Here is a 24,539-nt window from a genome sequence, read left to right on the forward strand (position 1 = left end):
CTCAGTCGCCGGTACGTCCGTCGATCCGTTCGCGCAACAGATCGGCATGGCCGTTGTGTCGGGCGTACTCTTCGACGAGATGCAGATATACCCGTGCTCGGATGCTTCCGGCCGGGGGTGAAAACGCGGTGCGACGGCACCGCGGAGTCCCGGTCCCGGCCGTGCGGCCGGGGTAGAGTCCGGCCCGGGCCCCTCGCCCCGCCCACGTGATCACCCGGCGATCGGAGCGCTGCTACCGGTCGGTAACATAAACATCGACTTTCCACCCGGTATTTCGCGGAAGTGAGGCACGTAGATGACAGAGCGGATAAAGGTCGGCGGGCTCGAGGTTGCCACCGTTCTCCACGACTTCGTAGAGAACGAGGCGCTCCCCGGCACCGGCGTCGATTCCGCCGCGTTCTGGGCCGGCGCCGAGCGGATCATCACCGAATTCGCTCCGCGTAACCGGGCCCTGCTGGCCGAACGCGACGAGATCCAGGGCAAGCTCGACGCCTGGCACAGCGAACACCCGGGCGCTAACTACGACAAAGCGGCCTACAAGCAGTTCCTGGTCGAGATCGGCTACCTGCGTCCCGAGCCCGCCGACTTCGGTATCGGTACCACCGGCGTCGACGACGAGATCAGCAGCACCGCCGGTCCGCAGCTGGTGGTCCCCGTGAGCAACGCGCGCTTCGCGATCAACGCCGCCAACGCACGCTGGGGATCGCTCTACGACGCGCTCTACGGCACCGACGCCATCCCGGAGACCGGCGGCGCCGAGAAGGGCAGCAGCTACAACCGGGTGCGCGGGGACAAGGTCATCGAATGGGCCCGCAACTTCCTCGATGATTCGGTCACCCTGATCACCGGTTCGCATATCGGCTCGACCTCCTACGCGATCGTCGACGGCGAGCTCGAAGTCGGTTTGGAGGACGGCACCACCATCGGCCTGGCCGATGCCGGTCAGCTGGTGGGCTATCTCGGTGATCCGGCGGCTCCGACGTCGATCCTGCTGAAGAACAACGGCCTGCACATCGAGATCCAGATCGATCCGGAATCGCCGATCGGTAGCACCGACACCGCCGGAGTCAAGGATGTGGTCATCGAATCCGCGGTCACCACGATCATGGATTTCGAGGATTCCGTGGCCGCGGTGGACGCCGAGGACAAGACCCACTGCTACCGCAACTGGCTCGGCCTGATGAAGGGCGATCTCGCCGAAGAGGTCAGCAAGGGCGGCAAAACCTTCACCCGCACGATGAACCCGGACCGGGTCTACACCGCCCTGGACGGTTCGGAGTACACGGTGCACGGCCGGTCGCTGTTGTTCGTCCGCAACGTCGGCCATCTGATGACCAGTGACGCGATTCTGGACGCCGACGGCAACGAGGTGCCCGAGGGCATCCTGGACGGCATCGTCACCTCGCTGATCGCCAAGCATTCGTTGCGCGCGGATGTGGCACTGACCAACAGCCGCACCGGATCGGTGTACATCGTGAAGCCGAAGATGCACGGTCCGGACGAGGTCGCCTTCACCAACGATCTGTTCGCCGCGGTCGAGGATGTGCTGGAGCTGCCGCGCAACACGCTCAAGGTCGGCATCATGGACGAGGAACGCCGCACCACGGTGAACCTGAAGGCGTGTATCGACGCCGCCGCCGACCGCGTGGTGTTCATCAACACCGGGTTCCTGGACCGCACCGGCGACGAGATCCACACCTCCATGGAGGCGGGTCCGATGATCCGCAAGGCGGAGATGAAGACCCAGCGTTGGATCCTGGCCTACGAGGACTGGAACGTCGATACCGGTATCGCGACCGGTCTGCCGCACAAGGCGCAGATCGGTAAGGGTATGTGGGCCATGCCCGATCTGATGGCCGGGATGCTCGAGCAGAAGATCGGTCACCCCAAGGCCGGCGCGACCACCGCCTGGGTGCCGTCGCCGACCGCGGCCACCCTGCACGCCACCCACTACCATCTGGTCGACGTGTTCAAGCGGCAGGCCGAGATCGCCAAGGGCGGACCGCGGGCGAGCGTCGACGATATCCTGCAGATCCCGCTGGCCGCGGACACCAACTGGTCCGACGAAGAGAAGCAGCAGGAGCTGGACAACAACTCGCAGTCCATCCTCGGCTACGTGGTGCGCTGGATCGACCAGGGCGTCGGCTGCTCCAAGGTCCCCGACATCTCCGATATCGCGCTGATGGAGGACCGGGCCACCCTGCGGATCTCGAGCCAGCTGATGGCGAACTGGCTCCGGCACGGCGTGGTCACCACCGACGAGGTGGTGGCGAGCCTGGAGCGGATGGCGCCCGTGGTCGACCGGCAGAATGCCGGTGACCCCGCCTACCGTCCGCTGGCGCCCGATTTCGCCGGCAGTGTGGCGTTCCAGGCGGCGAAGGAACTGATCCTCGACGGTACGGCCCAGCCGAACGGCTATACCGAGCCGATCCTGCACCGCCGCCGTCGCGAGGCCAAGGCCCTGGCGGGCAAGAACGAGGCGTGATCGTCGCGTAACCGCCGGACCACGCAGTCCCCGACCGCCCCGAGCGGCCGGGGACTGCGTGTTCTCCGGACCCGTATGCCGGCACCGGATGCTCGCCGGAATGCGCGCGGCGGGCGGTGGCGTTGCCCGGAACATGAAAGTTTTGATCGTCTACGCACACCCTGAACCGGATTCGCTCACCGGGGCCCTGAAAGACGTGGCCGTCGAACAACTCCGGTCCGACGGCCACGAGGTCCGGATAACCGACCTCTACGCCATGGGCTGGAAGGCCCATGCCGACGCCGGCGATTTCGGTACGGTGGACGAGACGAACTTCATGCTGGCTTCCGGGGAGGCCTTCGAGAACGGGACGTTGAGCGCCGATATCCGCGCCGAGCAGGAGAAACTGCTGTGGGCCGATACCGTCCTGTTGCATTTTCCGCTCTGGTGGTTCTCCATGCCGGCCATTCTCAAGGGTTGGGTGGATCGAGTGTTCACCTGCGGATTCGCCTACGGGGCAGGGGGTACCGCGATCCCGCGCTACGGTGACGGCGTGCTGGCCGGGCGTCGCGCGATGCTCGTGGTCGCTGTGGGAGGCCGGGAGCCGGCGTATTCCGATCGCGGAATCAACGGTCCGATAGCGGATCTGCTGTTCCCCATCCAGCACGGCATCCTGTACTACCCGGGTATGGAGGTGCTGCCGCCGTTCGTCGTGCACGGTGCCATCCGGGTGGACGACGAACGGTTCGGTCTCCTCGCCGACGATCTGCGAAAGCGCCTGGCGGAACTCGAACAGGCCGAACCGATTCGATACCGGCGCCAGGCCGGTGGTGACTACGATCACGGGCTCCGGTTGGAATCGGGGCGCGAGGAGCCGGGAGCGACCGGATTCGGGCTGCACATCGCGTCGTGACGTGGTGACGGCGGGAGCGCCGCGGCCGGCGGCCGCTATGACGTTCGCGCCGTGGGCCTTCGGTAGGGGGCCTCGGGCTGCGAGCCGATCGACGCAGGACTAGCTTGGTCGAGTCGAGACCGTATCCGGGCAACGATCGGATACGTCCCCGTTCGATGGAGGAGAACCTTGCGAGTCCTGCTGGTCGCGAGCGCTTTCAACAGCCTCACGCAGCGTGTGCACACCGAACTGCGCTACCGCGGGCACGAGGTGGCGGTGGAATTGGCGCTCGGCGACGAGGCGCTGCGAGCGCGAGTGGCCGCTTTCCGACCGGACCTCATCGTCGCGCCGATGCTCACCACCGCTGTCCCGGAAGATATCTGGACCGAGCACACCGTGCTGATCGTGCATCCCGGCCCCAAGGGCGATCGCGGACCCTCCTCGCTGGACTGGGCGATCAGCGAAGGTGCCGCGGAATGGGGTGTCACGGTTCTGCAGGCCGTCGAGGAGATGGACGCCGGCCCGATCTGGGCCTCGGTGGCGTTCCCGGTTCCGGCCTGCGGGAAGAGCGAGCTCTACCGCAACGAGATGTCGGACGCCGCGGTCGCCGCGGTGTTGCTGGCCGTCGAACGTTTCGGCGCGGGGGATTTCGTACCCGAGCCGTTGGACTACGACTGCTCCGACGTGCGCGGCCGGCTGCGGCCCTATCACTCCCAGCAGTACCGCCGGATCGACTGGGCGACCGAGAACACCGCGGATGTGCTGCGCAAACTGCGCGCCGCCGATTCCCAGCCCGGTGTGCTCGACGAACTCTACGGTCGTGAGTATTTCGTGCACGGCGGTCACAACGAGGATCGGTTGCGTGGCACCGCCGGCACGGTGATCGCAACCCGGGACGGCGCGATCTGCCGGGCCACCGTCGACGGTGCGGTGTGGTTGCCGCAGTTGCGGCGTCGCCGGATCCCCGGCGGTCCCGCGCAGTTCAAACGAACCGCGGTCGACGCGCTGGGCACCGATCTGCCGGCCGGTACTCCCGAGGTTCCGGTTTCGGCGGCCGAAGCGGCAGTGCGCGACACCTGGTCGGAGGTGCGCTATCGCGAGACCGGGTCGGTGGGCCATCTCGAATTCGCTTATGCGGGTGGCGCGATGAGTACCGCGCAGTGCCGCCGGTTGCTCGCGGCGTACCGGGAGGCCTGCGCCCGGCCGATCCACGCGCTGGTGTTCGGGCCGGCCCGGGATTTCTTCTCCAACGGTATCCATCTGCACGTCATCGAGGCGGCCGAGGATCCGGCGCAGGAGTCCTGGAACAATATCAACGCCATGAACGACCTGGTCGAGGCGATCCTGACCACGACGGACAAACTGGTCATCTCGACACTGCCCGGAAACGCGGCCGCGGGCGGCGTGATGCTGGCGCTGGCAGCCGACGAGGTGTGGTGCCGGGAGGCGGCGGTCCTCAACCCGCACTACCGGCTGATGGGCCTGTACGGCTCGGAGTACTGGACCTATTCGCTGCCGCGGCGTATCGGTGCGGCCGAGGCCGCGCGGCTGACCCGGGAGACGCTGCCGGTGGGCGCGAAGGCGGCCGCGGATCTCGGGCTGGTGGACCGGGTGACGCCCGGGGATACCGTCGAGTTCGCTGAATGGGTGCGACGGGAAGCGGAAGCGCTGGCCGATTCACCCGAGTTGGAACTCCGGCTGACGGCGAAGAAGCAACAACGCGCGGCCGATGAGGCCGCCAAACCCCTGGCGGAGTACCGTGCCGAGGAGTTGGCGCAGATGCGCCGGAACTTCTTCGAGAAGTGCGAGCCCTACCACGAATTGCGGCGGAACTTCGTGTACGGTGTCGTGCCGTCGGCCACGCCGGCGTACCTGCGAAGCTGATCCGGACAATCCAGGCCTTAGCTCAGTTGTGACATCAGGTGGCGGATGCACAGCCACCTGAGGTGAAATTTTTACTCTGCAGACCCCCTCGGGGTGTGTCGAACTACTGTCCATGCGGGCCCGGTTCGGAAATCGACTAGTACATCGGAGTTACACGTGCAGCTCGAGCACTTCAGCAATGGGTGGGTGACGCCTGTCCTCGCCTATTTCATGTCGTTCATCGGGTCTGTGCTCGGTCTTCGGTGCGCGGTGCGCGCGCGATCGTCCGAGCAGGCCGGCGGCTGGCTGGTGGCGGCGGCCATCGCGCTCGGCGGTGCGGGAATCTGGGTGATGCACTTCACCGCGATGCTCGGCTTCTCCATCGACGGGATGACCATTCGCTACGACATGCCGATGACGCTGCTCAGTGCGGGCATCGCCGTGGTCGTCGTGCTGATCGGGCTGGCGATCGTGGTGCGGGGCCACCGCGAGGTGATCGCCCTCCCGCTGGGCGGAGCGATCACCGGTATCGGGGTGGTGGGGATGCACTACCTGGGCATGGCCGCGATGAACACCGGCGCGGATATGGAATACAGCACCGGACTGGTACTGCTGTCGATCCTGATAGCGGTGGTCGCCGCGACCGCCGCGCTGTGGTTCATGCTGCACGTGAAGGGCTGGGGCAATACGATCGGCGCCGGTTTGATCATGGGCGTCGCGGTCTGCGGTATGCACTACACCGGAATGGCCGCCATGAGCGCCGACCACGGTGATCACACCAGCGTGCCGGAGGGCGTCGCGCCGGTGGAATTGCTCACTCCGTTGCTCACCACCGTCGCCCTGGTGGTCGTAGGTCTTGTCGTGCTGGTCGGCGTGGCCGAGCTGGAAGTTCGCTCCACCGCGGCCGCGAAGAAGGATTACGAGACCGATGAGGGCGCCACCCTCACCACCGATCCGGCCACCCTCGCCATCAGCGGTCGCGAGTGGCCCCGTATGCCGGTGGACCGCTAGTCTGCGCGGATGTCGTAGTGGCGCCACCGGGCCCGGGCCCGGTTGTCGTGCTCGGCTGGGCGGCCTAATCTGGGCGGCCGTATCTGCAAGACGAAGTGAGGACTGGTTCGAATGGGTAGTACCGTGCTCGATATCGCCGCGCTGATCGTGGTGCGAGTTGGGGATTTCTTCCAGTGGGCGACCACCGGGTCGGCGGGATTCCCCCCGCTGTGAACCGGTAGCCGACTGCCGATCCGGAGCCCGGACGCCGTGCGCGTCCGGGCTCCGTCGTGTCTGTGCCGGATGTGCCGCCGCGGGATTTCGCCGGAAACGCTCCGGGTGTGCTCTCCACGATCGTCGCGTACACCACGCCCCACGGGGTGTGGTGGTCCGGGCGTGCGACACGGGCAGCCGGACCCGCCGCGAATACCGGCTGACAGCCGAGGGGCGCGATCTGTATCCGATCCTCGTCGCCCTGCTGCGGTGGGGCGAGGAGGATCGCGCCGATCCCGCGGGCCCGGCAGTCGTGGTCGCGCACCGCGACTGCGGTGAACCGGTGGAGGTCGTTGTCCGCTGCCGGGCCGGGGTCCGATCTGGCCGGGCCCCGGGAAGCCGAGACCCACGCGGGTCCGGGTGCCCGAAGGCTGTCGGCGGCGCCTCCGGATTCTTGATTCCCGGTGTCGCAGCGTTCAGTTCCGCAGTACTCGCGTCTCCTCCCGGCCGACTCCGGAGCATAGAGTGACTCCATGAGCAACGGGGGTGAAGCCGGTGTGCTGCGGCGGCCGGTGACGAAATGGTGGCTCGTCGGCACGGTGGTGCTGGCCGTGCTGGTCGAATTCTGTTGCGCGGTGATGATCTGGTTCGTGGCATCGGACGGTTGGGCCGGATATCCGCTGATCGCGAGCGGTGTGTTGCTGGTGCTGGGTGTGCTGTGGTCGATCTGGGCGCTGTTCGGGCTGATTCGCTACCGAGCCCACCCGCTGAGCGCCGTGGCTCCGCTCCTCGCGGCGGTGGCGGTGGGCCTGGTGTACTCGGGTGCTGCCGAACGGTCGGGGTGGCAACTGTCGAAAGGAGCGCTGGCGGCAGCGGCGGTCGACTGCGCCGACAGCTCCGAACCGGCCCGGATCGGCCTGTATCTCGTCGAGCGGGTGCACCGCTACGGCGCGGAGTGCCGGTTCTACACCGATGGCGGTCTGATCGATCAGGTCGGATTCGCCTACCTGCCCGAGGGTCCGCCGCCGGAGCGGCGGGCGAGCGAGACGACCTACCGGCGTTACGACGGTTCCTGGTACCGCTTCACTGTTCGCCTGTGACGCGCGCGCCCCGCCGGCGCGGGAATCAGGAACCCACGACCGACTGCTGGTCCCCGGGTGGTGAATACACCGATTCGTCGACGTGCAACACCATGAAGCCGTTGTCCGAACACGTGACATACAGTTCGTTGCCGCGCCACTCCGGCGGCGACAGGCACCAGTCGGTGGAGACGTCGCCGAAGGCGAGTCGGCCGGACCGCGAGCTCAATGCCTGGGACGGATCGAACTGGCCCTCGAGCACCGCGCGTGCCGCGCTGGGCGCGGTCATCGCCGGAATCCCGAGCAGTGAGGCCAGCGCATGCGGTGAATTGACGAGTTCGAGATTACGTCCCGTGCGCGCGGGCGGGTTGAAGTAGGCGACCTCCCGGATGGCCAGGGGGTCGCGGATATCGAACACCCGGATTCCCGAGGAGATCCAGCCGCAGGCCAGGGCCGTCGGGTTCACCGGCCGGTCCGCCGCGCAGTAGTGCGATTCGTAGGCGAAAATGGACCCACCCATGGACGAGGCGATATTGCTGTCCAGGTTCTGCGGCAGGTTGATCTCCAGTTTGATCTTCGCCACGACCTGGGGGTCGGCGTCGGCGGATATGTCGATCAGTTTCACGCCACCGGAACCGCCCTCGTCCACGGTGTACACATAGGGTTTGCCGTCATAGGTCACCGGGATGCTGTGCTGAGTCGCCCAGCCGTCCGACCAGAACATCCGGCCGAGATGATGGACCTGCGGATTCGGGTCGCGACGCTGCACCGCGCTGATATCGAGCACGGTGATACCGCTGAGCGCCGAGAGATACATCCGGTTGCCGTCCGGGCTCACCCCGAAACCGTGCGCGGTGAGGCCGGTCAGCCCCTGCCATACGACGCGCGGGTTCGCGGGGTCGGTGAGATCGACCGCGCTGAGGAACCCGGGCGTGATCCCGGAGGCCCAGTAGGTGCGGCCGTCGGGGGAGAAGCCACCCTCGTGTGTGGTGATCGGCAGCGGCATACCGAGATTCGTGCCCGGTCCGGGATTGAGCAACCGTGGATGCGCGCAATCGGAGATATCGTAGACAGACAGATATCCGGCGCCCACCAGCAGCGGAACTCCCGTGCCGACCAGCAGCTTCCGCTCCCGGTTGACCTTGAGGCTTTCCCAGGTCCCGGCGACCATGGCGGGTTCGTTCAGTGTCGCGGTCGGCCGTGGATGCGCCGGATCGGAGACATCCAGCACTTGGACGCCGCCGTTCTGGTGCAGCAGGTTCCCGGGAAAGAACGTCCCCATATAGGCGCAGTGTTCGAAACTGGTGGAGGTGATCCCGGCGCCGCGCCCGGCGAACTGGCCGACCATCGACATATTGCACCGGTAGCCCTGCGTGCTGCGGCCGCTGTCGCGGTCGGCGGCCGGAACATCGCCCTGGAAGCCGGGTTCGGGCATCGACCCCGGCCCGCATTCGGCGCGGGGCACCGAGGTTCGGCCCACATCGAGGAATTCCCGGACCTGGTTCTGGATATCGGACTGCAGATCCGCCGACGCGCTGCCGGGCAGCATGACCGCGGCGATCACGCCCACCGTTCCCAAGGCCAGAGCCCTGGTTCGACGCAGTTTTCCGAAGGGACGCCCCATTGCATCCTCACGCTTCCGAACTGTTTCACCCGACCCGGTATCCGGGAGGGTTCGGTACACATCCCGGATTGTGTTCAGATAGTAGCCATCAGGGAACGGGGGGACAGGGGTTTTCGCCGAACATCGAGGTAGGTGCGGCCACCCGGAGCTGTCCGGGCCTCGGTCGGGGCAGGCGGCTCCGCGGGAGGCGGTGGAGCTCCGGCAGCGGCGTCCCTCCCGTTCCGGTCGTCCCGGTGCGCTGGGGTTCGGCCGGTTGTCACAGGCGCGGGCTACCCTTCGTCCTGGTCGAGCCCGGCTATCGAGAGTTAGGACGCAACCATGCCGACCCCGCCCGAGGTACGACCGGCCCGTCGCGCCGAAACGGATGCGCTGGCGCATACGCTGGCCGTGGCCTTCCAGGACGATCCGGTCATGGAGTGGCTCTGGCCGAATCCGCGGCGCCGCGCGCTCGGCCTGCCACGCCTGTTCGCGACCCAGACCCGGCACCAGCATTTCGCCTCGGGCGGTGTGGATATCGCGGTGGAACCGTCCGGTGTGATCGGCGGGGCCGCGCTGTGGGACGCACCGGGAAATTGGAAACCTTCTCCGTGGCGTGAACTGCGCATGTTCCCTCAGCTGGCCCGAGCGTTCGGCGGGCGGCTGCGAGCAGGTAAAGAACTGGTGGACCTCATGTCCGCGGTACACCCGGACGAGCCGCACTGGTACCTCGCCACCATAGGCACCGACCCGGACCGGCGCGGCCACGGCTTCGGGCAGGCCCTGCTGCGCTCCCGGCTCGAGCGGTGCGACCGCGACGGGATACCGGCCTATCTCGAATCCAGCAAGCGGGTGAACATCGCCTACTACGAACGATTCGGGTTCGAGGTCACCGGGATCGTCAGTGTCCCGGGTGGTCCGGACCTGTGGCCGATGTGGCGAACACCCCGGTCGTCCGATTGATCGCTGCTCGGACTCTCGTTCACCGGCTACCGAGCCGGCAGAGCGACCTCATCTATGCCGCGAAGCGGCCTTTCGTGTACGTCGCCGGCGAGCCCGGGCCGAACGGGCGCAGTGTCGGACCGTCGCGACGAACGCGGTGATCGCCCGGGCCGCCGAGCGGTACGTGCCGGCGGTCGATCGGATCGGGCCTTCCGGTCACCGCTCGTGTCCGACGGCGGCCCCTTCGGGCAGTAGGGCCAGCAGTTGCCGGGTGTGGTTGGGGATTTCGATATCGGCCAGGCCCGCGAACAGCCCCCGCAGCGGCACGACCGCATCGGTGAGCAGTGCGCCCGCGGACAGTCCGAGGAGCGGGACGGGGCTGTCGAGTTCGGCATCGGACAGGGCGGGTCCGCCGAAGCCGCAGAGGATCTCCGCCTGGCGGCGCAGGCGCGCGCGCAGGCCGGAGCGCCCGCCGGCCCGTTCGGCCACGCGGTCGATGGTCCAGGTGTCGAGGGCGTGGCGATTGTCGTAGGTGGTGTGTTCGCCCGCCGCGACCGCCGCCACCGCGGCGATGGTGCCGGCGGTGACGAGACAGACGTGGGCCAGGATTCGATCGGCATCCCATTCACCCGGCGGGGGCGTCCGCAGGTGGGCCGAATCGGCGACGGTGCGAGCTGCTTCCAGGAGCGAGTCGTAGGCCTCGCGCAACGCGGTGGTATCCAACATCAGGCGTGCGCCGCCGAATCCATTTCCCACGGGGCCTGGGGGAGGACCTTGCCGGTTTCCAGCAGGGACTTGAGGTTGGCGACCACCGAGGGCCAACCGCGCGAAATGCCTTGCCGCATCTGCTCGTTCGGCAGTTTTTCGTGGGTGACGGTGAGTCGGACGATGTCCCGATGGGACTCGATCAGGAAGGTGACCACCGACGGCGGGCGTTCCGCCCCGGGGGAATCCTCGAAGGTGAGGACCAGCTTCGTCGGCGGTTCGGACTCGAGTACCTCGCCGACTACGTCGACCGTGCCGGAGCCGTCGGCGCGGCGGTGCTCCCAGGGCGAACCGGGCTGCCAGTCGGACACATTCTCGTGGAACCAGTACTGGGCGGTCAGGTCGGCGTCGGTCAGCGCCTTCCATACATGCTCGGCGTCGGCGTGAATGTAGGTGACGTAGACGTAGCTCGGCACAGTGGCGGTCATGGGGTACTCCTCTGCCTGGTTCTTGATGGCGCGCAGGACATCCAGCCGGGGGCGGTCGAAGACGGAGATCCAGCGTTGTTCGATGTCGTGAATCGGTGTCGGATTGATGTAGTGCACCCGCTCTCGTCCGCGCCGCAGCACTGTCACCAGCCCGGCCCGCTCGAGAATGTCGAGATGTTGGGTCAACGACTGCCGGGCCATATCGACGCGCTCGCAAAGCTCCCGCAGCGTCTGGCCGTTACGCTCCCGCAGCCGGTCCAGCAGCAGTCGGCGAGTGCCGTCTGCCAGCGCCTTGAAAACTGCGTCCATATCGGGTTCGGATCGCACGCCGAAAGTATGCAGGTATTCACCTGCATATGTCAACGCGCAGCCTCATGACCGGTGTATCGGCCTGGATGGCCCCCGCGCCTGAGGGTCGCGGAAAGGCAGTTACACAGCCATCGACAGCGAGCTCCGGTGCCATGGATCGCGAAGGTCGGTCTTCGAATCTCCATGTCGATAACGGACCTCGGACTTCGGGAGAGTTCTTCTCGATGGGCGCCGAACGAACAGCCTGCCGGCGAGCCCTGGTCGAGTGCGGGGCGCCCCGGGCGCGAGCGAGACTCCGGCCGACGCGAACTCGCCCCGCACGCTGAGGTTTTCCCAACCCCGAGGGGACCACCGCTCGGAAGAACTGCGCGTTACTCGGGCGCCTGTTCCAGCAGTGCTTCCAGGTCCGCGAGCAGCCGCGCCCGCAGTGGTTCCGCCCGGTTCGCGATCCCGGCCTGGCGCCGAACGTATTCGGCCCGGCCCGCCGGGGTCTCGATGAGGATGGGTTCGTAGCCGTGTGCGCGCAGATCGTAAGGGCTGGCCCGCATATCGAGTTCGCGGGCGTCCATCGCCAACTCGAAACAGTCCAGCAGTAGATCCGACGAGATCAGCGGGGTGAGCTTGAACCCCCACTTGTACAGATCCATATTCGCGTGTAGACAGCCCGGCTGTTCGCTGCCGACCTGATCCGCACGGGTCAGGAACCGGTTGTTCCGGGGAACCGCGGGCGGAGTGAAGAATCGGAACGCGTCGAAATGGGTGCAGCGCACCGGCATCGATTCGACCACCTCGTCCGTGCCGCGGGTGCCGAGCCGGAGCGGTACCGCATCGTGGCGGACCTCCTCGGTCCGGTACACCATCGCCCATTCGTGCAGACCGAAGCAGGACAGCTGGGCGGGGCGGGCGGCGGTCGCCCGCAGCAGATCCGCGATGTAGGTGGCGGTATCCGCGCGGGCGCGCAGGAACGCGGGATCGGCGGTCAGCACCGGTTCGGCTGCCGCCCCCGGCGCATCGATCCGGTGGTATCCGCGCAGGCCGATGTACTCGGTGGCGTCGGCGATCGCGACCCCGAAGCCCGGATGCCAGCGTCGCAGTTGCGCAGGTTTGTGTCCGTAGTAGGTGAACAGGAAGTCGAGTACGGGATGTTTCGCCCCGGCGGCCCGTGCCCGCAGGTACGGGCCCGCCAGGGTATCCAGGCGGTCTCGATGCGCCCCGGCGCGCGACCGCCACTCGGCCGCGCCGAGCACCGAGCGCAGGGCCGCAGCCGTCATTCGGCGACCCGGTGCGTGGTATCGCGGACGGTGCCGACGAACTCCTCGACGAGATCCTCGAGCGCGACGATGCCGACGGTATTGCCGCGCCCGTCCACCACCCGGCCCAGATGACTGCTGGTGCGTCGCAACCGGGCCAGCGCCTCGTAGAGCGTGGTGCCCATCAGCACCGTGGGCAGCGGCCGGATATCGGTGCGCGGTATCTCGGTGTTCGGGCCCGCGGTTTCGTCGGACACCTTGTCCAGCACATCCTTCACATGCAGGTACCCGACGAGGGATCCGTCCGAGGCGCGGACCGGATACCGGGAGAACCCGGTTTCGGCGACCGCGTTCTCGATATCGCCGAGGGTGGTGCCGCGGGCACGCAGCGGAATCGTCCGGACCTGCGCCAGCGGCACCATGACTTCGGACACGAACCGCTCTCCGGTACCGAGTGCCTGGGTGAGCCGGCGGTGCTCCTCTTCGTCGAGCAGGCCCTCCGACCGGGATTCGCCGATCATCTCGGCCAGTTCGTCACTGGAGACCGCGGCCTCGAGCTCGTCCTTGGGTTCGATTCGCAACATCCGCAGGCTCAGATTGGCGGCGAAGTTGTAGATCGCGATGAGCGGACGCGCGATCCGCAGCCAGGCCAGGTGCAGCGGCACCAGCAGTAGCGCACTGCGTTCGGGTCCGGCCAGCGCGATGTTCTTCGGGATCATCTCGCCCAGCAGGATGTGCAGGATCACCACGATCGTCAAGGCCAGCACGAACGACACCGGATGCAGCAGTGCCTCCGGCAGCCCGGCCAGTTCGAACGGCCGCTCCAGCAGGTGGGCGACCGCGGGTTCACCGATGCGGCCCAGCAGGATCGAACAGATGGTGATGCCGAGCTGCGCGGCGGCCAGCATCATCGACAGGTTCTGCCCGGCCCGGATCACCGTGTCGGCGTTGCGTTTCCCTTGCGCCGCCAGCGCCTCGAGCCGGTCGCGACGAGCGGAGATCAGCGCGAATTCGGCGCCGACGAAGAAGGCGTTACCGGCCAGCAGGATCACGGTCAGGGCCACTCCGAACAGGTCACCCATGGTGGACCTCCCGGCCGGTCGGCTGCTGTTCACGCAGGGCGATGGCCTCGACGTCGGCCGGGACCAGCCGGACTCGATCGATCCGGCGCCCGTCCATCCGTTCGACCCGGGCCAGCCAGCCGGCCTGGCCGTCGCTGTGGCGCCGGTCGCGGCCGCGGCGTGGCGGCAGGATCACGGTATCGCCGGTCACCGGGATCCGGCCGAGACGGGTGAGCACCAGGCCGCCCAGGGTTTCGTATTCGCCCTCGGGGGCGATGTACCCGGTCGCCCGCGTCACCTCGTCGATCCGCAGCAGACCCGAACAGTCCCAGCCGTCGGATACCCGGCGTACGTCCCGTTCTTCTTCGTCGTGCTCGTCGCGGACATCACCGAGGATCTCCTCGATGATGTCCTCCATGGTGACCAGCCCCGCGGTGCCGCCGTACTCGTCGACGACCAACGCGACCTGCATTCCGTCCGCGCGGACCCGCTCCAGGACCTCGTCACCGTCGAGACTGGCCGGCACCACCGGCACCGGCTGCGCGATCTGCGCGAGCCCCACTCCGGCGCGGGTCGGCGCGGGATGGGTGAAGGCCTGTTTGACGTGCACGATGCCGAGTGTGTTGTCCAGATCGCCGTCGATCACCGGGAACCGGGAGAAACCGGTGCGGGCGGCGGCGGCGAGCAGATCGCCGATGGTGTCGGTGCGCTCGAGTGCTTCGATCTTCACCCGCGGTGTCATCAGCTCCTCCGCGCTGCGTTCGCCGAACTGCAGGGAGCGGTCGAGCAGTTGCGCGGTGCGCTGATCGAGGGCGCCGTGCTGGGCCGAGGTGCGGACCAGCGACCCGAGTTCCTGCGGAGACCGGGCCGAACGGAGTTCCTCGGCCGGCTCCACCCCGAACCGGCGCACCGCCCAGTTGGCTGTGCCGTTCAGGAACTGGATCATCGGTTTGAACACCGCCGAGAACGCCACCATCGGCCCGGCGGTCGCGCGGGCGGTGGCCATCGGCGAGGCGATCGCGATGTTCTTCGGAACGAGCTCGCCGTAGATCATCGACAGCGAGGTCGCCAGGATCAGCGCGAGGACCAGCGAGATGCCGGTGACGGCGGAATCCGGGACCCCGACCAGGCCGAACAACGGTTCGAGTAACCGAGCCAGCACGGGTTCGGCGATATAACCGGTGATCAGTGTCGTGATGGTGATACCGAGTTGGGCGCCGGACAGCTGGAAGGACAGGGTGCGGTGTGCCTGGCGGACCGCGCGGGCCCGGACATCGCCGTCGCGGGCGTGCGCTTCGACGGTACTGCGTTCCAGTGCGGTGAGCGAGAATTCCGCGGCGACGAACAACGCGGTGCCCGCGGTGAGCGCCACGAACCCGATCAGGCTGAGGACGGTGAGTGCGACGGCCATATCACCACCACCCGGCGGACATCGGGATCAGCGATGTGGACAGGGCCGGATGCGGGGGGAGGGTCGTGCAGTGGAGGACGCCGGGTCTGTCACCCGGCTCGATAGATGAGCCCTCCTGAGTGGCGCCCTCGGACGCGGGTGACAACTGGATCCTTTCGTCCTGATGAACTCGGCCGACGGTCGCCGGCGACTCTCATGCTACCGCGACCATGCGCGGGGGCGCACGGTCGCGGGGGCGGCGTCGTCCGTGGGTGTGGCCGGGCTCACCATCCGCCGGGCAGCGGGCGGCCTTCGGCGAAGCCGGCCGCCGACTGCACACCGACCACCGCACCCTCGCGGAATTCCGCGAGGGTGCGGGCACCGGCATAGGTGCAGGCGCTGCGGACACCGGAGCAGATGTGGTCGATGAGATCCTCGACGCCGGGACGTTCCGGATCCAGTTGCATCCGGGAACTGGAGATACCCTCCTCGAACAGGGCCTTGCGGGCACGCTCATAACCGCGATCGGTCGCGGTGCGGGCCGCGACCGCGCGCTTGGAGGCCATGCCGAAGCTCTCCTTGTACGCATTGCCGTTGCGGTCGATTCGCAGGTCACCGGGGGATTCGTAGGTACCCGCGAACCACGAGCCGATCATGACGTTGCTCGCGCCCGCAGCGAGCGCCAGCGCGACATCGCGCGGATGGCGGACACCGCCGTCGGCCCAGACATGGGCACCCAGTTCCGCGGCCGCGGCCGCGCATTCGGCCACCGCCGAGAACTGCGGGCGGCCCACCCCGGTCATCATCCGGGTGGTACACATGGCGCCCGGTCCGACACCGACCTTGACGATATCGGCGCCCGCTTCGATCAGATCCCGGGTGCCCTCGGCCGATACGGTGTTACCGGCGGCCAGCGGGACGCCCAGGCCGAGATCCCGGATGGCGCGCAGGGTTTCCAGCATCTTCACCTGGTGACCGTGCGCGGTGTCCACCACCAGCACATCGGCGCCCGCATCCACGAGTGCTTTGGCCTTGGCGGGGACATCCCCGTTGATCCCGACCGCGGCCGCGATCCGCAGCTTGCCGCTGCCGTCGACCGCCGGGCGGTAGATCCCGTCGCGCACCGCGCCGGTCCGGGTGAGAACCCCGGCGAGGGTGCCGTCCGGGGCGAGGAGTACAGCGGGCCCGTCGGTGTGGGCTGCCTCGAGGCGGTCGAAGATATCGGCGGCCTCGGCGGTCGCCGCGACGGTGACGAAATCCGTAGTGGCGACTTCGTGCAACCGGGCGAACCGATCGACGTCCGCGCAGGCCGCCTCGGTCACGAGCCCGACCGGCCGTCCGTTGTCGACCACGACGACCGCGCCGTGCGCCCGCTTGTGGATCAGAGCCAGGGCATCGGAGACGGAATGATCACCGGTGAGCGTGACCGGGGTATCGGCGATGAGGGAGCGGCTCTTGACGAAGGAGATGGTCTCGGCGACGGCACTGTTGGGCAGATCCTGTGGCAGCACCACGATGCCGCCGCGCCGGGCCACGGTTTCGGCCATCCGGCGCCCGGCGACCGCGGTCATATTGGCGACGACGAGCGGAATGGTGGTGCCGGAACCGTCGGCCGTCGCGAGGTCGACGTCGAACCGGGAGGCGATATCGGTGCGGTTCGGGACCAGGAAGACGTCGTTGTAGGTCAGGTCGTACGGCGGGTGATGTCCGGGGAGAAACTGCACTGCGCCCATGGTAATCGGGATGGCCTGTCGGCGCGGGCGCCTTTCGGATTCACCGGGAGGGTCGCCGTCGGGGCCGCCTGCCGGGGGACGGTTTCGCGTCACCGGCACGGGTCCGGCCCCGGGCGCCCTGGCCGCGGAAGTGACCGCGCTGAGCGGCCGGTGGATTCGCGGGGGCTGCGGCCGCAGTGGGTCCGGGCGGGGTGCGGGCACCGGTGAGGTGACCGATATCGCGGTCACCCGGCCGTACTGTGTGCTCCACCACCTGGATACCGGCGGCGGCCGTCAGTGCCGCCACTTCCGCGCGCTGGTCCGGGGTGACCACGGTGATCACCGTTCCGCCGGCGCCCGCACGGGCGGTACGGCCGGCCCGGTGGACATAATCCTTGGCGTCGGACGGGGGATCGGCGTGCACGACCAGTGAAACCGCGTCCACATGGATTCCGCGGGCGGCGACATCGGTGGCCACCAGTGCGGAGATACCGCCGTCCGCGAAGGCCGCCAGGGTCCTGATACGCCGGTTCTGCGCTTTGCCGCCGTGTAGCGCCGCGACGCTTATCCCCTGGTCGCGGAGTCGGCGGGTGAGTTTCTCGGCGCCGTACTGGGTGCGGGCGAACAGTAGTGTGCGGCCGTCGCGGGCGGCTATCTCGGCGAGTACGGCCGGTTTGTCCGCGGCGTCGACGTACAGCAGGTGATGGGTCGCTGTGGTGGTCTCCGGTTCCGCGGCTACCGAGTGGGTGACCGGATCGCGTAGATACCGCCGCACGAGATCCTGTACCGATTCGTCGTCCAGGGTCGCGGAGAAGAGCAGCCGCTGCCCGTCACCGGGGACGAGATCCAGTAATCGCCGGACCTGCGGCAGGAAACCGAAATCGGCCATATGGTCGGCCTCGTCGATCGCGGTGATCCGGACCTCGTCCAGGACGGCCGCGCCCTGTTCGACCAGATCCGCGAGGCGACCGGGAGTGGCGATCAGCAGGTCCACACCGCGCTGCAATTTCTCGCTCTGCCGGGCGAGAGGCATACCGCCCACCGCGGTACCGAGTCGCAGGCCCAGTGCGAAAGGTTCGAGGGCCCGCTCGATCTGCAGGGCCAGTTCCCGCGTGGGAGCCAGGATCAGGCCCCGGGGGGCGCGTGCGATCGCCGGCGCCCCGGCCAGCCGGGCGAGGATCGGCAGCCCGAATGCCAGTGTTTTCCCGGAACCGGTGGGCGCGCGGCCGAGTACGTCGCGACCGGCCATAGCGTCGGGAACGGCGGCCGCTTGGATGGGCAGCGGTTCGGTGATGTCCTCGCGCCGTAAGGCTTGCACGGTGAGTACCGGCAATCCGAGCCGGGCGAAGGGTGGGGGAGTGCGGCGGGCGTCCGCCTGATCGGCCGAGGTCCCGGTGTCCGGCGACGCGGGGTCAGGCACGGAACAACCGGCTCAACTCGACCAGCCAGGGAATCGCGACCGCCAGCGTCGGCACCACCAGAATCGCGATCGAGGCGAGATAGGCGGCGCCGGCGATGCGGAAATCGCCCAGCGGGCCGGCCAAGCGCTGGATGCGGATCAGGGTGCTGGGGCCACCCACCGCCAGGGCGCCCTGCGGGGCGGTCGATTTCGAGCACGCCACCAGTGCCCGGGCCAGTGGTTTGGGCCCGGTGACCTTGACCGCGGAATCGTCGGCGAGCAGTTCGATCAGCAGTTTCACCGAATCCAGTGCGGATTTACTGCGGACGAACCGGGGGAAGGCCTCGTGTGCGGCGGTGAACGCCTCGAGTACGAGATCGTGTCGGGCCCGCAGATGGGACCGTTCATGGCTGAGGATGGCGGTGAGTTCCTGCTCGTTGAGGTTGTCGAGGGTGCCGGCGCTCACCACGACCCGCCGCCGCAGCCCCGGCAGGCAGTAGGCGATGGGTTCGGTGGCCGAGAGCACCCGGATATCGGCGGCGCGGCGGACCGGGCCGCTCTGATCGAGCAGATCCACCAGCATGCGGTGGCGGGCGCGGCGGCGACGGGTGTGTACGCCGACCCGTATCGAGGCATAGACCAGGCGTGCGCCGACGAGCAGGGTCAGCATGAACACCGAAACGTAGGCCAGCCACAGCGGCAGGCCCAGCGCGTCGATCTCGTCGGTGGGCTTGGTCGTGGGCCGGCCGTCGTGGCCGGGAACCAGGAGTTCGGCCGCGATGGCGAGCCCGGAACTGAATGCGCTCAGCACGGCGGCCAGCGCAATGGCCTGCCAGAGCACCAGCGCGGCACGGGGTACGCGATAGGTCCAGGTCGCTTTACTGAGCGCTTCCGGGACCGGACCGGCGAGAAGCAAGGCAAGTACGGCGAAGGCCGGTGCTGCTGCGTTCATCGACTCTGCTCACTGCGTTGTGGGGCCAGGGTCCGAGGTCGGTCGCGGCGGGGCTAGTCCTCGGTTGCTTCGAGCTTAGCGAGTGCGTCCCGCAGGGCCGCGGCCTCGTCCTTGCCGACCTGCTCCACGAAGTGCACCAGGGCCGCGGCCCGGCTACCGGCCTCGTCGGCTTGTTGTAGCGCGTCCATCATGAGACCGGCGACCAGCTCGTCGCGGGTGTGTACCGGAGCGTACCGGTGGGCGCGGTCGTCGCGACGCTGCACCACCAGATTCTTCTTCGCGAGACGCTGCAGCACGGTCATCACCGTGGTGTACGCGAGTTCGCGGCGCGCCGACAGGGCCTCGTGCACCTGCCGGACCGTTTGTGGTTCATCGGCCGACCACAGTTGGTCCATAACCGCTTTCTCGAGCTCACCAAGTCCAGCCATCTTTTGATTTTACGACTACAACGACGCTGTGCCGTACTACAGGGTGTCGTAACCGCGTGGGATAGATCATAGGCCGTGGAACACCCAAAACGCCGGATGTGTGGTGTTGCCGTCGGCAGTGGGTGCGCTCCCACGCGTCCGGCGTCCGGGTCGGTGTCCGACGGCCCGCGCCCGGTGTCGCCGGGAAGGTGGGCTGTCCGCTTCGGTGCAGGCATGCCGACGGGGTCGTTCGCGGGCATGCGGCATCGACATGAGGGGGTCCTGGGCCGTCACGGGCTCGTTACATCCTCGTTCCCGGGAAGTACTTGCTAGGTCTGGTAAGGCTAACCTATCTTTCGATCAAGTCGTTGCTGCGACGCCGATCTCGAGGAGGTTCGAATGTCCGAACTCGCCACTGTGCGTATCCCCCGTCCGTACGAGGCGGCATTCGGCTCGGCATGTTCCCGCTTACGGTCCCTGCAGCCGGAACATCCGCGCGTATATGCCGCCGCGGCGATGTCCGAACAGGGCAAGCGGCGCTGGTGGGCGCTGTCCGCCGGGTTGCGGGAGGGCCGGATCGAGCTGATGTACCGGCGGCATGCCGCGGAGATGATCAGCGCGACCGCCGCCTCGGAAGTGGTGGCCACCGCGCTCATCCACGCCGTGGTCGGCCGGGTTGCGGCGTTGTGGATCGCCGACGGCCGGGCCTGGGATCCCGGACTGGAGAATGTCTGGATCCACACCGACAACGACGGCGGGATCGATTGGGCCGGGCTGGCCGACACCACGATCCGGGTCGTGGCCGGTGATCCACTGGAGGGGTCGCCCGGGGTGGTGTCGCTACCGTGCGAACGGGCGATGTGGGTGTGGCTGGCCTACCGTTGCGAACCCTCGTTGCTGCTCGTGCAGGGCGCGCTGGCGCGGTGCGCGGGCCTGACCCCGCGCCGTTTCTGGGCGCTGGTGGCCGAATCCGTTTCGGGCGCCGCCACCTACGTTCCGGATCTGGCCTGTACCGATCCGGTCGCGGGTGCACGCCGGGGGCAGGGCCTGTTGATGGCGCTGGAAGAACGCGGGATGGCGATCCGGCGGGCGCAACGTGTTGCCTAGTTAGGTAAGGCTGACCTATACTCATAACCGGCGTACGGATCGCGCGAGAGTCCCGAGGGCTGCGGTGACCCCCGATCCAATGCCCGCGGCGGATCCCACCCTCGAGGTGGGATCCGCCGCCCCATTTCCGGTCGTGACCACCGGCCCGTGCTTTCCGGCCCGGGCCGGGCATGCGATTGTGGGAGCCATGACCGAACAGCAGACCCGCCCCCTGTCGATGGCCGATCTCAGTGCCGAACAACTCAACGAGGTCAGCAAGGGCACTTTCGCGGATCTGCTCGGTCTGCGCGTGACCGAACTGGGCCCCGATCGCGTCCGCGGTGAATGGATTGTCACCCCGCAACTGCATCAGCCCGCCGGTATCCAGAACGGCGGCGTGCTGTGCACCGTGGTGGAGACGCTGGCCAGCACCGGCGGCGCCGCCTGGTACGGCGAACGCGGCGTGGTGGTCGGGGTCAACAACAACACCGATTTCCTGCGCGCGGTCCGCGACGGCAAATTGACCGCCGAAGCCACCCCGCTGCATCGCGGCGGAATGCAGCAGCTGTGGCAGGTGGTCGTCACCGACGAGGACGGGCGTCTGATCGCCCGCGGCCAGGTCCGGTTGCAGAATCTGCCGCATCGCGCCTGAGACCACAGGCCGGACCGAGTCTCCGGGACCGGAGGTCCGGCGTGGAGGCCGGGAAGTACAGCACGGGCCGGGGCGGTGCGCACACCGCCCCGGCCCTGATAGATCGAATCAGATACCGCCGGTCGACAGCAGGCCGCCGTCGACCCGCACCGTCTCACCGGTGATCCAGGCTGCCTGGTCGGAAGCCAGGAACGCGATCAACCGCGCCACATCCTCCGGCGAGCCCAGTCGCTTCATCGGATAGACCTGCGCGGCGGCTTCCTCGTCCGCCGAGTACAGGGCGTCGGCGAAACTGGTCTTCACCACACCCGGCGCCACCGCGTTGACCCGGATCTTCGGGCCCAGCTGCCAGGCCAGTTCGTCGGTGAGCCGGATGAGAGCCGCCTTGGACGCCCCGTAGGCCGCGATCACCCCGGTGGAGCGGATACCGGCGACACTGGCCACATTCACCACGGCACCGCCGTGTTCGCCCATCCAGGCCTTGTAGGCCTCCTGGATGTAGCCGAGCGCGGCGACGACGTTGACATCGAAGATCTTGCGCACCGCGTCGAGATCGGCTTCCATCAGCGCGCCGTACACCGGGTTGATCCCGGTGTTGTTGATCAGGATGTCCAACGAGCCGAATTCGGCGACCGCGCGTTGCACGGCGGCGCTGCGCGCCTCGTCGTCACCGGAGTTACCGGCGATCGCGACGACCTCGCCCTGATGTCCCAGCGCCCGCAGTTCGGCGGCGGCCTTCTCCAGTGGTTCGGGCTTGCGTGCGGTGATCAGCACATTCGCGCCCCGGCTCAGCAGCTCGGCGGCCACCGCATAGCCGATACCACGGCTGGCTCCGGAGACCAGCGCGCTCTTGCCCAACAGATCGGTGCTCATATCCGGGCACGTTACCGTGCCCACCCGAGCCGCCGGCGGGCGCGGACCGGCCGGCGGCCGCCGTGACCGGGCAGTGTCACGGTCCGGGTAAAATCGGTGGTTCCGTGTCCGGACACATCCGCTGATCGGTGGATGGGCCCACTGTCGGGCGAGCCGGGCCCCTGCCCCCAACCCGTGTGCCAAGGAGATATCTGTGATCACCGCGACCGACCTCGAGGTCCGGGCCGGCGTCCGTACTTTGCTGTCCGCGCCCGGCCCGGCGCTGCGGGTACAGGCCGGCGACCGGATCGGCCTGGTCGGACGTAACGGCGCCGGTAAGACCACCACCCTGCGCATCCTGGCCGGCGAAGGCGAGCCCTACGCCGGGACCCTCACGCGATCCAGTGATATCGGCTATCTCCCGCAGGATCCGCGCGAGGGAAATCTCGACGTGCTGGCCCGGGACCGGGTGCTCTCCGCGCGCGGTCTGGACGCGTTGATCCGCGATATGGAAAAGCAGCAGGCGCTGATGGCCGAACTGGCCGACGAGACCGAACGCGAACGCGCCGTCCGCAAGTACGGTCGCCTCGAGGATCGGTTCTCCGCTCTCGGCGGATACGTGGCCGAGAGCGAAGCGGCCCGTATCTGCAACAGCCTCGGTCTGCCGGATCGAGTACTGGACCAGGCCCTGCGGACCCTGTCCGGCGGTCAGCGGCGGCGAATCGAACTGGCGCGCATCCTGTTCGCCGCCTCCGACGGTAGCGGTGGCCGGTCCGACACCACCCTGCTGCTGGACGAGCCGACCAACCATCTCGACGCCGATTCCATCACCTGGCTGCGCGGTTTCCTGCAGAACCACGACGGCGGCCTGATCGTGATCAGCCACGATGTCGAACTGCTCGCCGATGTCGTCAACAAGGTCTGGTTCCTCGACGCGGTGCGCGGGGAGGCCGATGTGTACAACATGGGCTGGCAGAAATACCTCGACGCCCGGGCCACCGACGAGCAGCGCCGCCGCCGTGAGCGGGCGAACGCCGAGAAGAAGGCCTCGGCATTGCGGGCCCAGGCGGCCAAGCTCGGCGCCAAGGCCACCAAAGCCGTTGCCGCGCAGAATATGGCCAAACGTGCCGACCGGCTGATGTCGGAACTGGACGAGGTGCGCGTGGCCGACAAGGTCGCGCGGATCAAGTTCCCCGAACCGGCCCCGTGCGGGAAGACGCCGCTGATGGCCGAGAACCTCACCAAGGTCTACGGCTCGTTGGAGATCTTCACCGGTGTGGACCTGGCCATCGACCGCGGCAGCCGGGTGGTGGTGCTCGGTCTCAACGGTGCCGGTAAGACCACACTGCTGCGACTGCTGGCCGGTACCGAGGAACCCACCGCGGGCGGCTTGGTACCGGGCCATGGACTCAAGGTGGGCTACTTCGCGCAGGAGCACGACACCCTCGACGATTCGGCCTCGGTCTGGGAGAACATCCGGCACGCGGCGCCGGATGCCGGTGAGCAGGAGTTGCGCGGCCTGCTCGGTGCCTTCATGTTCACCGGTCCGCAGCTGGAACAGCCCGCCGGAACGCTGTCCGGCGGTGAGAAGACCCGGCTGGCGCTGGCCGGACTGGTCTCGTCCGCGGCGAACGTACTGTTGCTCGACGAACCCACCAACAACCTCGACCCGATCTCACGGGAACAGGTCCTCGACGCACTGCGTACCTATGCGGGTGCGGTGGTGCTGGTAACCCACGATCCGGGCGCCGCCGAGGCACTGAACCCGGAACGGGTGATCTTGCTCCCGGACGGCACCGAGGACCACTGGTCCGCCGAGTACCTGGAATTGATTCAGCTCGCGTGAGTTTCATCACAAGAACTCATTGCCGGATGGTCGCGGAGTGCTTAGCCTGAGAGTGACGCTGCTCGGCGACTCGGAGGAAGCCATGGGCGACAGGCCGGTACAGAGCAAGAGCACATTGGGCAAGGGCACCCGCGTTACGGGTAAGTCACGGGATCGCCTGCAAACCCAGTTGAAGAAGCAATACGAGGCGGGGGCGAGTATCCGGTCGCTGGCACGTGCGACCGGACGCTCCTACGGGTTCATCCACAATGTGCTGACGGAGTCGCATGTGCAGCTCCGCAGCCGCGGCGGTGCCAACCGCCGTAAAGCCCGCTAGTCCACCGTATCCGCAGGCTCCGCCGCCGGGGTGTCACCCCGGCGGCGGGAAGCGGCGCGTGACGGGGGTGC

Annotated in this window: 22 protein-coding genes and 1 pseudogene; 11 read left to right on the forward strand and 12 right to left on the reverse strand. The window is 67.9% G+C overall.

Annotated elements, in window-relative coordinates; genetic code table 11:
• Position 1: 1 nt before the first annotated feature.
• A pseudogene (locus ACWCPQ_RS00005) lies at positions 2–91 on the reverse strand (mycothiol transferase); the annotation flags it as partial.
• A gap of 204 nt (positions 92–295) precedes the next feature.
• On the opposite strand from ACWCPQ_RS00005, the gene ACWCPQ_RS00010 reads away from it, so the two are divergent.
• The 6 genes from ACWCPQ_RS00010 (at position 296) to ACWCPQ_RS00035 (ending at position 7,522) form a co-directional block, all read left to right on the forward strand.
• Positions 296–2,485, forward strand: coding sequence for a malate synthase G (locus tag ACWCPQ_RS00010; RefSeq protein ID WP_449892966.1), 2,190 nt, complete (start codon positions 296–298; stop codon positions 2,483–2,485).
• Positions 2,486–2,618: 133 nt separating this feature from the next.
• Positions 2,619–3,377: an NAD(P)H-dependent oxidoreductase gene (locus tag ACWCPQ_RS00015; RefSeq protein WP_449892968.1), complete on the forward strand. Its 759-nt coding sequence runs from the start codon at positions 2,619–2,621 to the stop codon at positions 3,375–3,377.
• A 168-nt stretch (positions 3,378–3,545) separates the two neighbouring features.
• On the forward strand, positions 3,546–5,240 hold the full coding sequence (locus tag ACWCPQ_RS00020) for a hydrogenase maturation protein (RefSeq protein WP_449892970.1): 1,695 nt from the start codon (positions 3,546–3,548) through the stop codon (positions 5,238–5,240).
• Between the two features lie 156 nt (positions 5,241–5,396).
• Entirely contained in the window at positions 5,397–6,230 is an 834-nt protein-coding gene (locus tag ACWCPQ_RS00025) for an MHYT domain-containing protein (protein ID WP_449892972.1), read from the forward strand.
• A gap of 364 nt (positions 6,231–6,594) precedes the next feature.
• On the forward strand, positions 6,595–6,951 hold the full coding sequence (locus ACWCPQ_RS00030; protein ID WP_449892974.1) for a winged helix-turn-helix transcriptional regulator: 357 nt from the start codon (positions 6,595–6,597) through the stop codon (positions 6,949–6,951).
• Between the two features lie 4 nt (positions 6,952–6,955).
• On the forward strand, positions 6,956–7,522 hold the full coding sequence (locus tag ACWCPQ_RS00035) for a hypothetical protein (RefSeq protein ID WP_449892975.1): 567 nt from the start codon (positions 6,956–6,958) through the stop codon (positions 7,520–7,522).
• Positions 7,523–7,547: 25 nt separating this feature from the next.
• Here ACWCPQ_RS00035 and ACWCPQ_RS00040 read toward each other — a convergent pair whose 3' ends face one another.
• Positions 7,548–9,125, reverse strand: coding sequence for an LVIVD repeat-containing protein (locus tag ACWCPQ_RS00040; RefSeq protein ID WP_449892978.1), 1,578 nt, complete (start codon positions 9,123–9,125; stop codon positions 7,548–7,550).
• Positions 9,126–9,443: 318 nt separating this feature from the next.
• On the opposite strand from ACWCPQ_RS00040, the gene ACWCPQ_RS00045 reads away from it, so the two are divergent.
• Positions 9,444–10,064, forward strand: coding sequence for a GNAT family N-acetyltransferase (locus ACWCPQ_RS00045; RefSeq protein WP_449892980.1), 621 nt, complete (start codon positions 9,444–9,446; stop codon positions 10,062–10,064).
• A 195-nt stretch (positions 10,065–10,259) separates the two neighbouring features.
• Here the strand turns inward: ACWCPQ_RS00045 and ACWCPQ_RS00050 are convergent, their stop codons facing one another.
• The 9 genes from ACWCPQ_RS00050 to ACWCPQ_RS00090 all read right to left on the reverse strand — a co-directional run bounded on the left by ACWCPQ_RS00050 (position 10,260) and on the right by ACWCPQ_RS00090 (position 19,737).
• The gene (locus tag ACWCPQ_RS00050) at positions 10,260–10,769 is read right to left on the reverse strand and encodes a hypothetical protein (RefSeq protein WP_449892982.1); all 510 of its coding nucleotides are present in this window, start codon (positions 10,767–10,769) and stop codon (positions 10,260–10,262) included.
• Positions 10,769–11,545: an ArsR/SmtB family transcription factor gene (locus ACWCPQ_RS00055; protein ID WP_449894333.1), complete on the reverse strand. Its 777-nt coding sequence runs from the start codon at positions 11,543–11,545 to the stop codon at positions 10,769–10,771. The genes ACWCPQ_RS00050 and ACWCPQ_RS00055 overlap by 1 nt, the downstream gene beginning before the upstream one ends.
• A 371-nt stretch (positions 11,546–11,916) precedes the next feature.
• Positions 11,917–12,816 carry a 3-methyladenine DNA glycosylase gene (locus ACWCPQ_RS00060; protein ID WP_449892984.1) on the reverse strand — a complete coding sequence of 300 codons (900 nt, stop codon included), beginning with the start codon at positions 12,814–12,816 and terminating at the stop codon, positions 11,917–11,919.
• On the reverse strand, positions 12,813–13,877 hold the full coding sequence (locus ACWCPQ_RS00065; RefSeq protein WP_449892986.1) for a hemolysin family protein: 1,065 nt from the start codon (positions 13,875–13,877) through the stop codon (positions 12,813–12,815). Before ACWCPQ_RS00065 ends, ACWCPQ_RS00060 begins: the two co-directional genes overlap by 4 nt.
• Positions 13,870–15,267: a hemolysin family protein gene (locus ACWCPQ_RS00070; RefSeq protein WP_449892988.1), complete on the reverse strand. Its 1,398-nt coding sequence runs from the start codon at positions 15,265–15,267 to the stop codon at positions 13,870–13,872. Before ACWCPQ_RS00070 ends, ACWCPQ_RS00065 begins: the two co-directional genes overlap by 8 nt.
• A gap of 263 nt (positions 15,268–15,530) precedes the next feature.
• Complete coding sequence (locus ACWCPQ_RS00075) at positions 15,531–16,970, reverse strand: GuaB1 family IMP dehydrogenase-related protein (protein WP_449892990.1); 1,440 nt, start codon at positions 16,968–16,970, stop codon at positions 15,531–15,533.
• Between the two features lie 49 nt (positions 16,971–17,019).
• The gene (locus ACWCPQ_RS00080; RefSeq protein WP_449892991.1) at positions 17,020–18,378 is read right to left on the reverse strand and encodes a DEAD/DEAH box helicase; all 1,359 of its coding nucleotides are present in this window, start codon (positions 18,376–18,378) and stop codon (positions 17,020–17,022) included.
• Positions 18,371–19,309: a M56 family metallopeptidase gene (locus tag ACWCPQ_RS00085; protein WP_449892993.1), complete on the reverse strand. Its 939-nt coding sequence runs from the start codon at positions 19,307–19,309 to the stop codon at positions 18,371–18,373. Before ACWCPQ_RS00085 ends, ACWCPQ_RS00080 begins: the two co-directional genes overlap by 8 nt.
• 53 nt (positions 19,310–19,362) lie before the next feature.
• Positions 19,363–19,737, reverse strand: coding sequence for a BlaI/MecI/CopY family transcriptional regulator (locus ACWCPQ_RS00090; protein ID WP_083872702.1), 375 nt, complete (start codon positions 19,735–19,737; stop codon positions 19,363–19,365).
• 378 nt (positions 19,738–20,115) lie between these two features.
• Here ACWCPQ_RS00090 and ACWCPQ_RS00095 point away from each other — a divergent pair, with 378 nt between their 5' ends.
• Positions 20,116–20,823: a hypothetical protein gene (locus ACWCPQ_RS00095; RefSeq protein ID WP_449892995.1), complete on the forward strand. Its 708-nt coding sequence runs from the start codon at positions 20,116–20,118 to the stop codon at positions 20,821–20,823.
• A 217-nt stretch (positions 20,824–21,040) separates the two neighbouring features.
• Positions 21,041–21,454, forward strand: coding sequence for a PaaI family thioesterase (locus tag ACWCPQ_RS00100; protein WP_449894335.1), 414 nt, complete (start codon positions 21,041–21,043; stop codon positions 21,452–21,454).
• Positions 21,455–21,562: 108 nt separating this feature from the next.
• Here ACWCPQ_RS00100 and ACWCPQ_RS00105 read toward each other — a convergent pair whose 3' ends face one another.
• Entirely contained in the window at positions 21,563–22,327 is a 765-nt protein-coding gene (locus ACWCPQ_RS00105; protein WP_449892998.1) for an SDR family oxidoreductase, read from the reverse strand.
• Between the two features lie 193 nt (positions 22,328–22,520).
• On the opposite strand from ACWCPQ_RS00105, the gene ACWCPQ_RS00110 reads away from it, so the two are divergent.
• Entirely contained in the window at positions 22,521–24,152 is a 1,632-nt protein-coding gene (locus ACWCPQ_RS00110; protein WP_449893000.1) for an ABC-F family ATP-binding cassette domain-containing protein, read from the forward strand.
• Between the two features lie 82 nt (positions 24,153–24,234).
• On the forward strand, positions 24,235–24,468 hold the full coding sequence (locus tag ACWCPQ_RS00115) for a helix-turn-helix domain-containing protein (protein ID WP_280422023.1): 234 nt from the start codon (positions 24,235–24,237) through the stop codon (positions 24,466–24,468).
• The last annotated feature ends 71 nt before the right edge of the window (positions 24,469–24,539 follow it).

Source organism: Nocardia sp. NPDC001965, assembly GCF_053594175.1.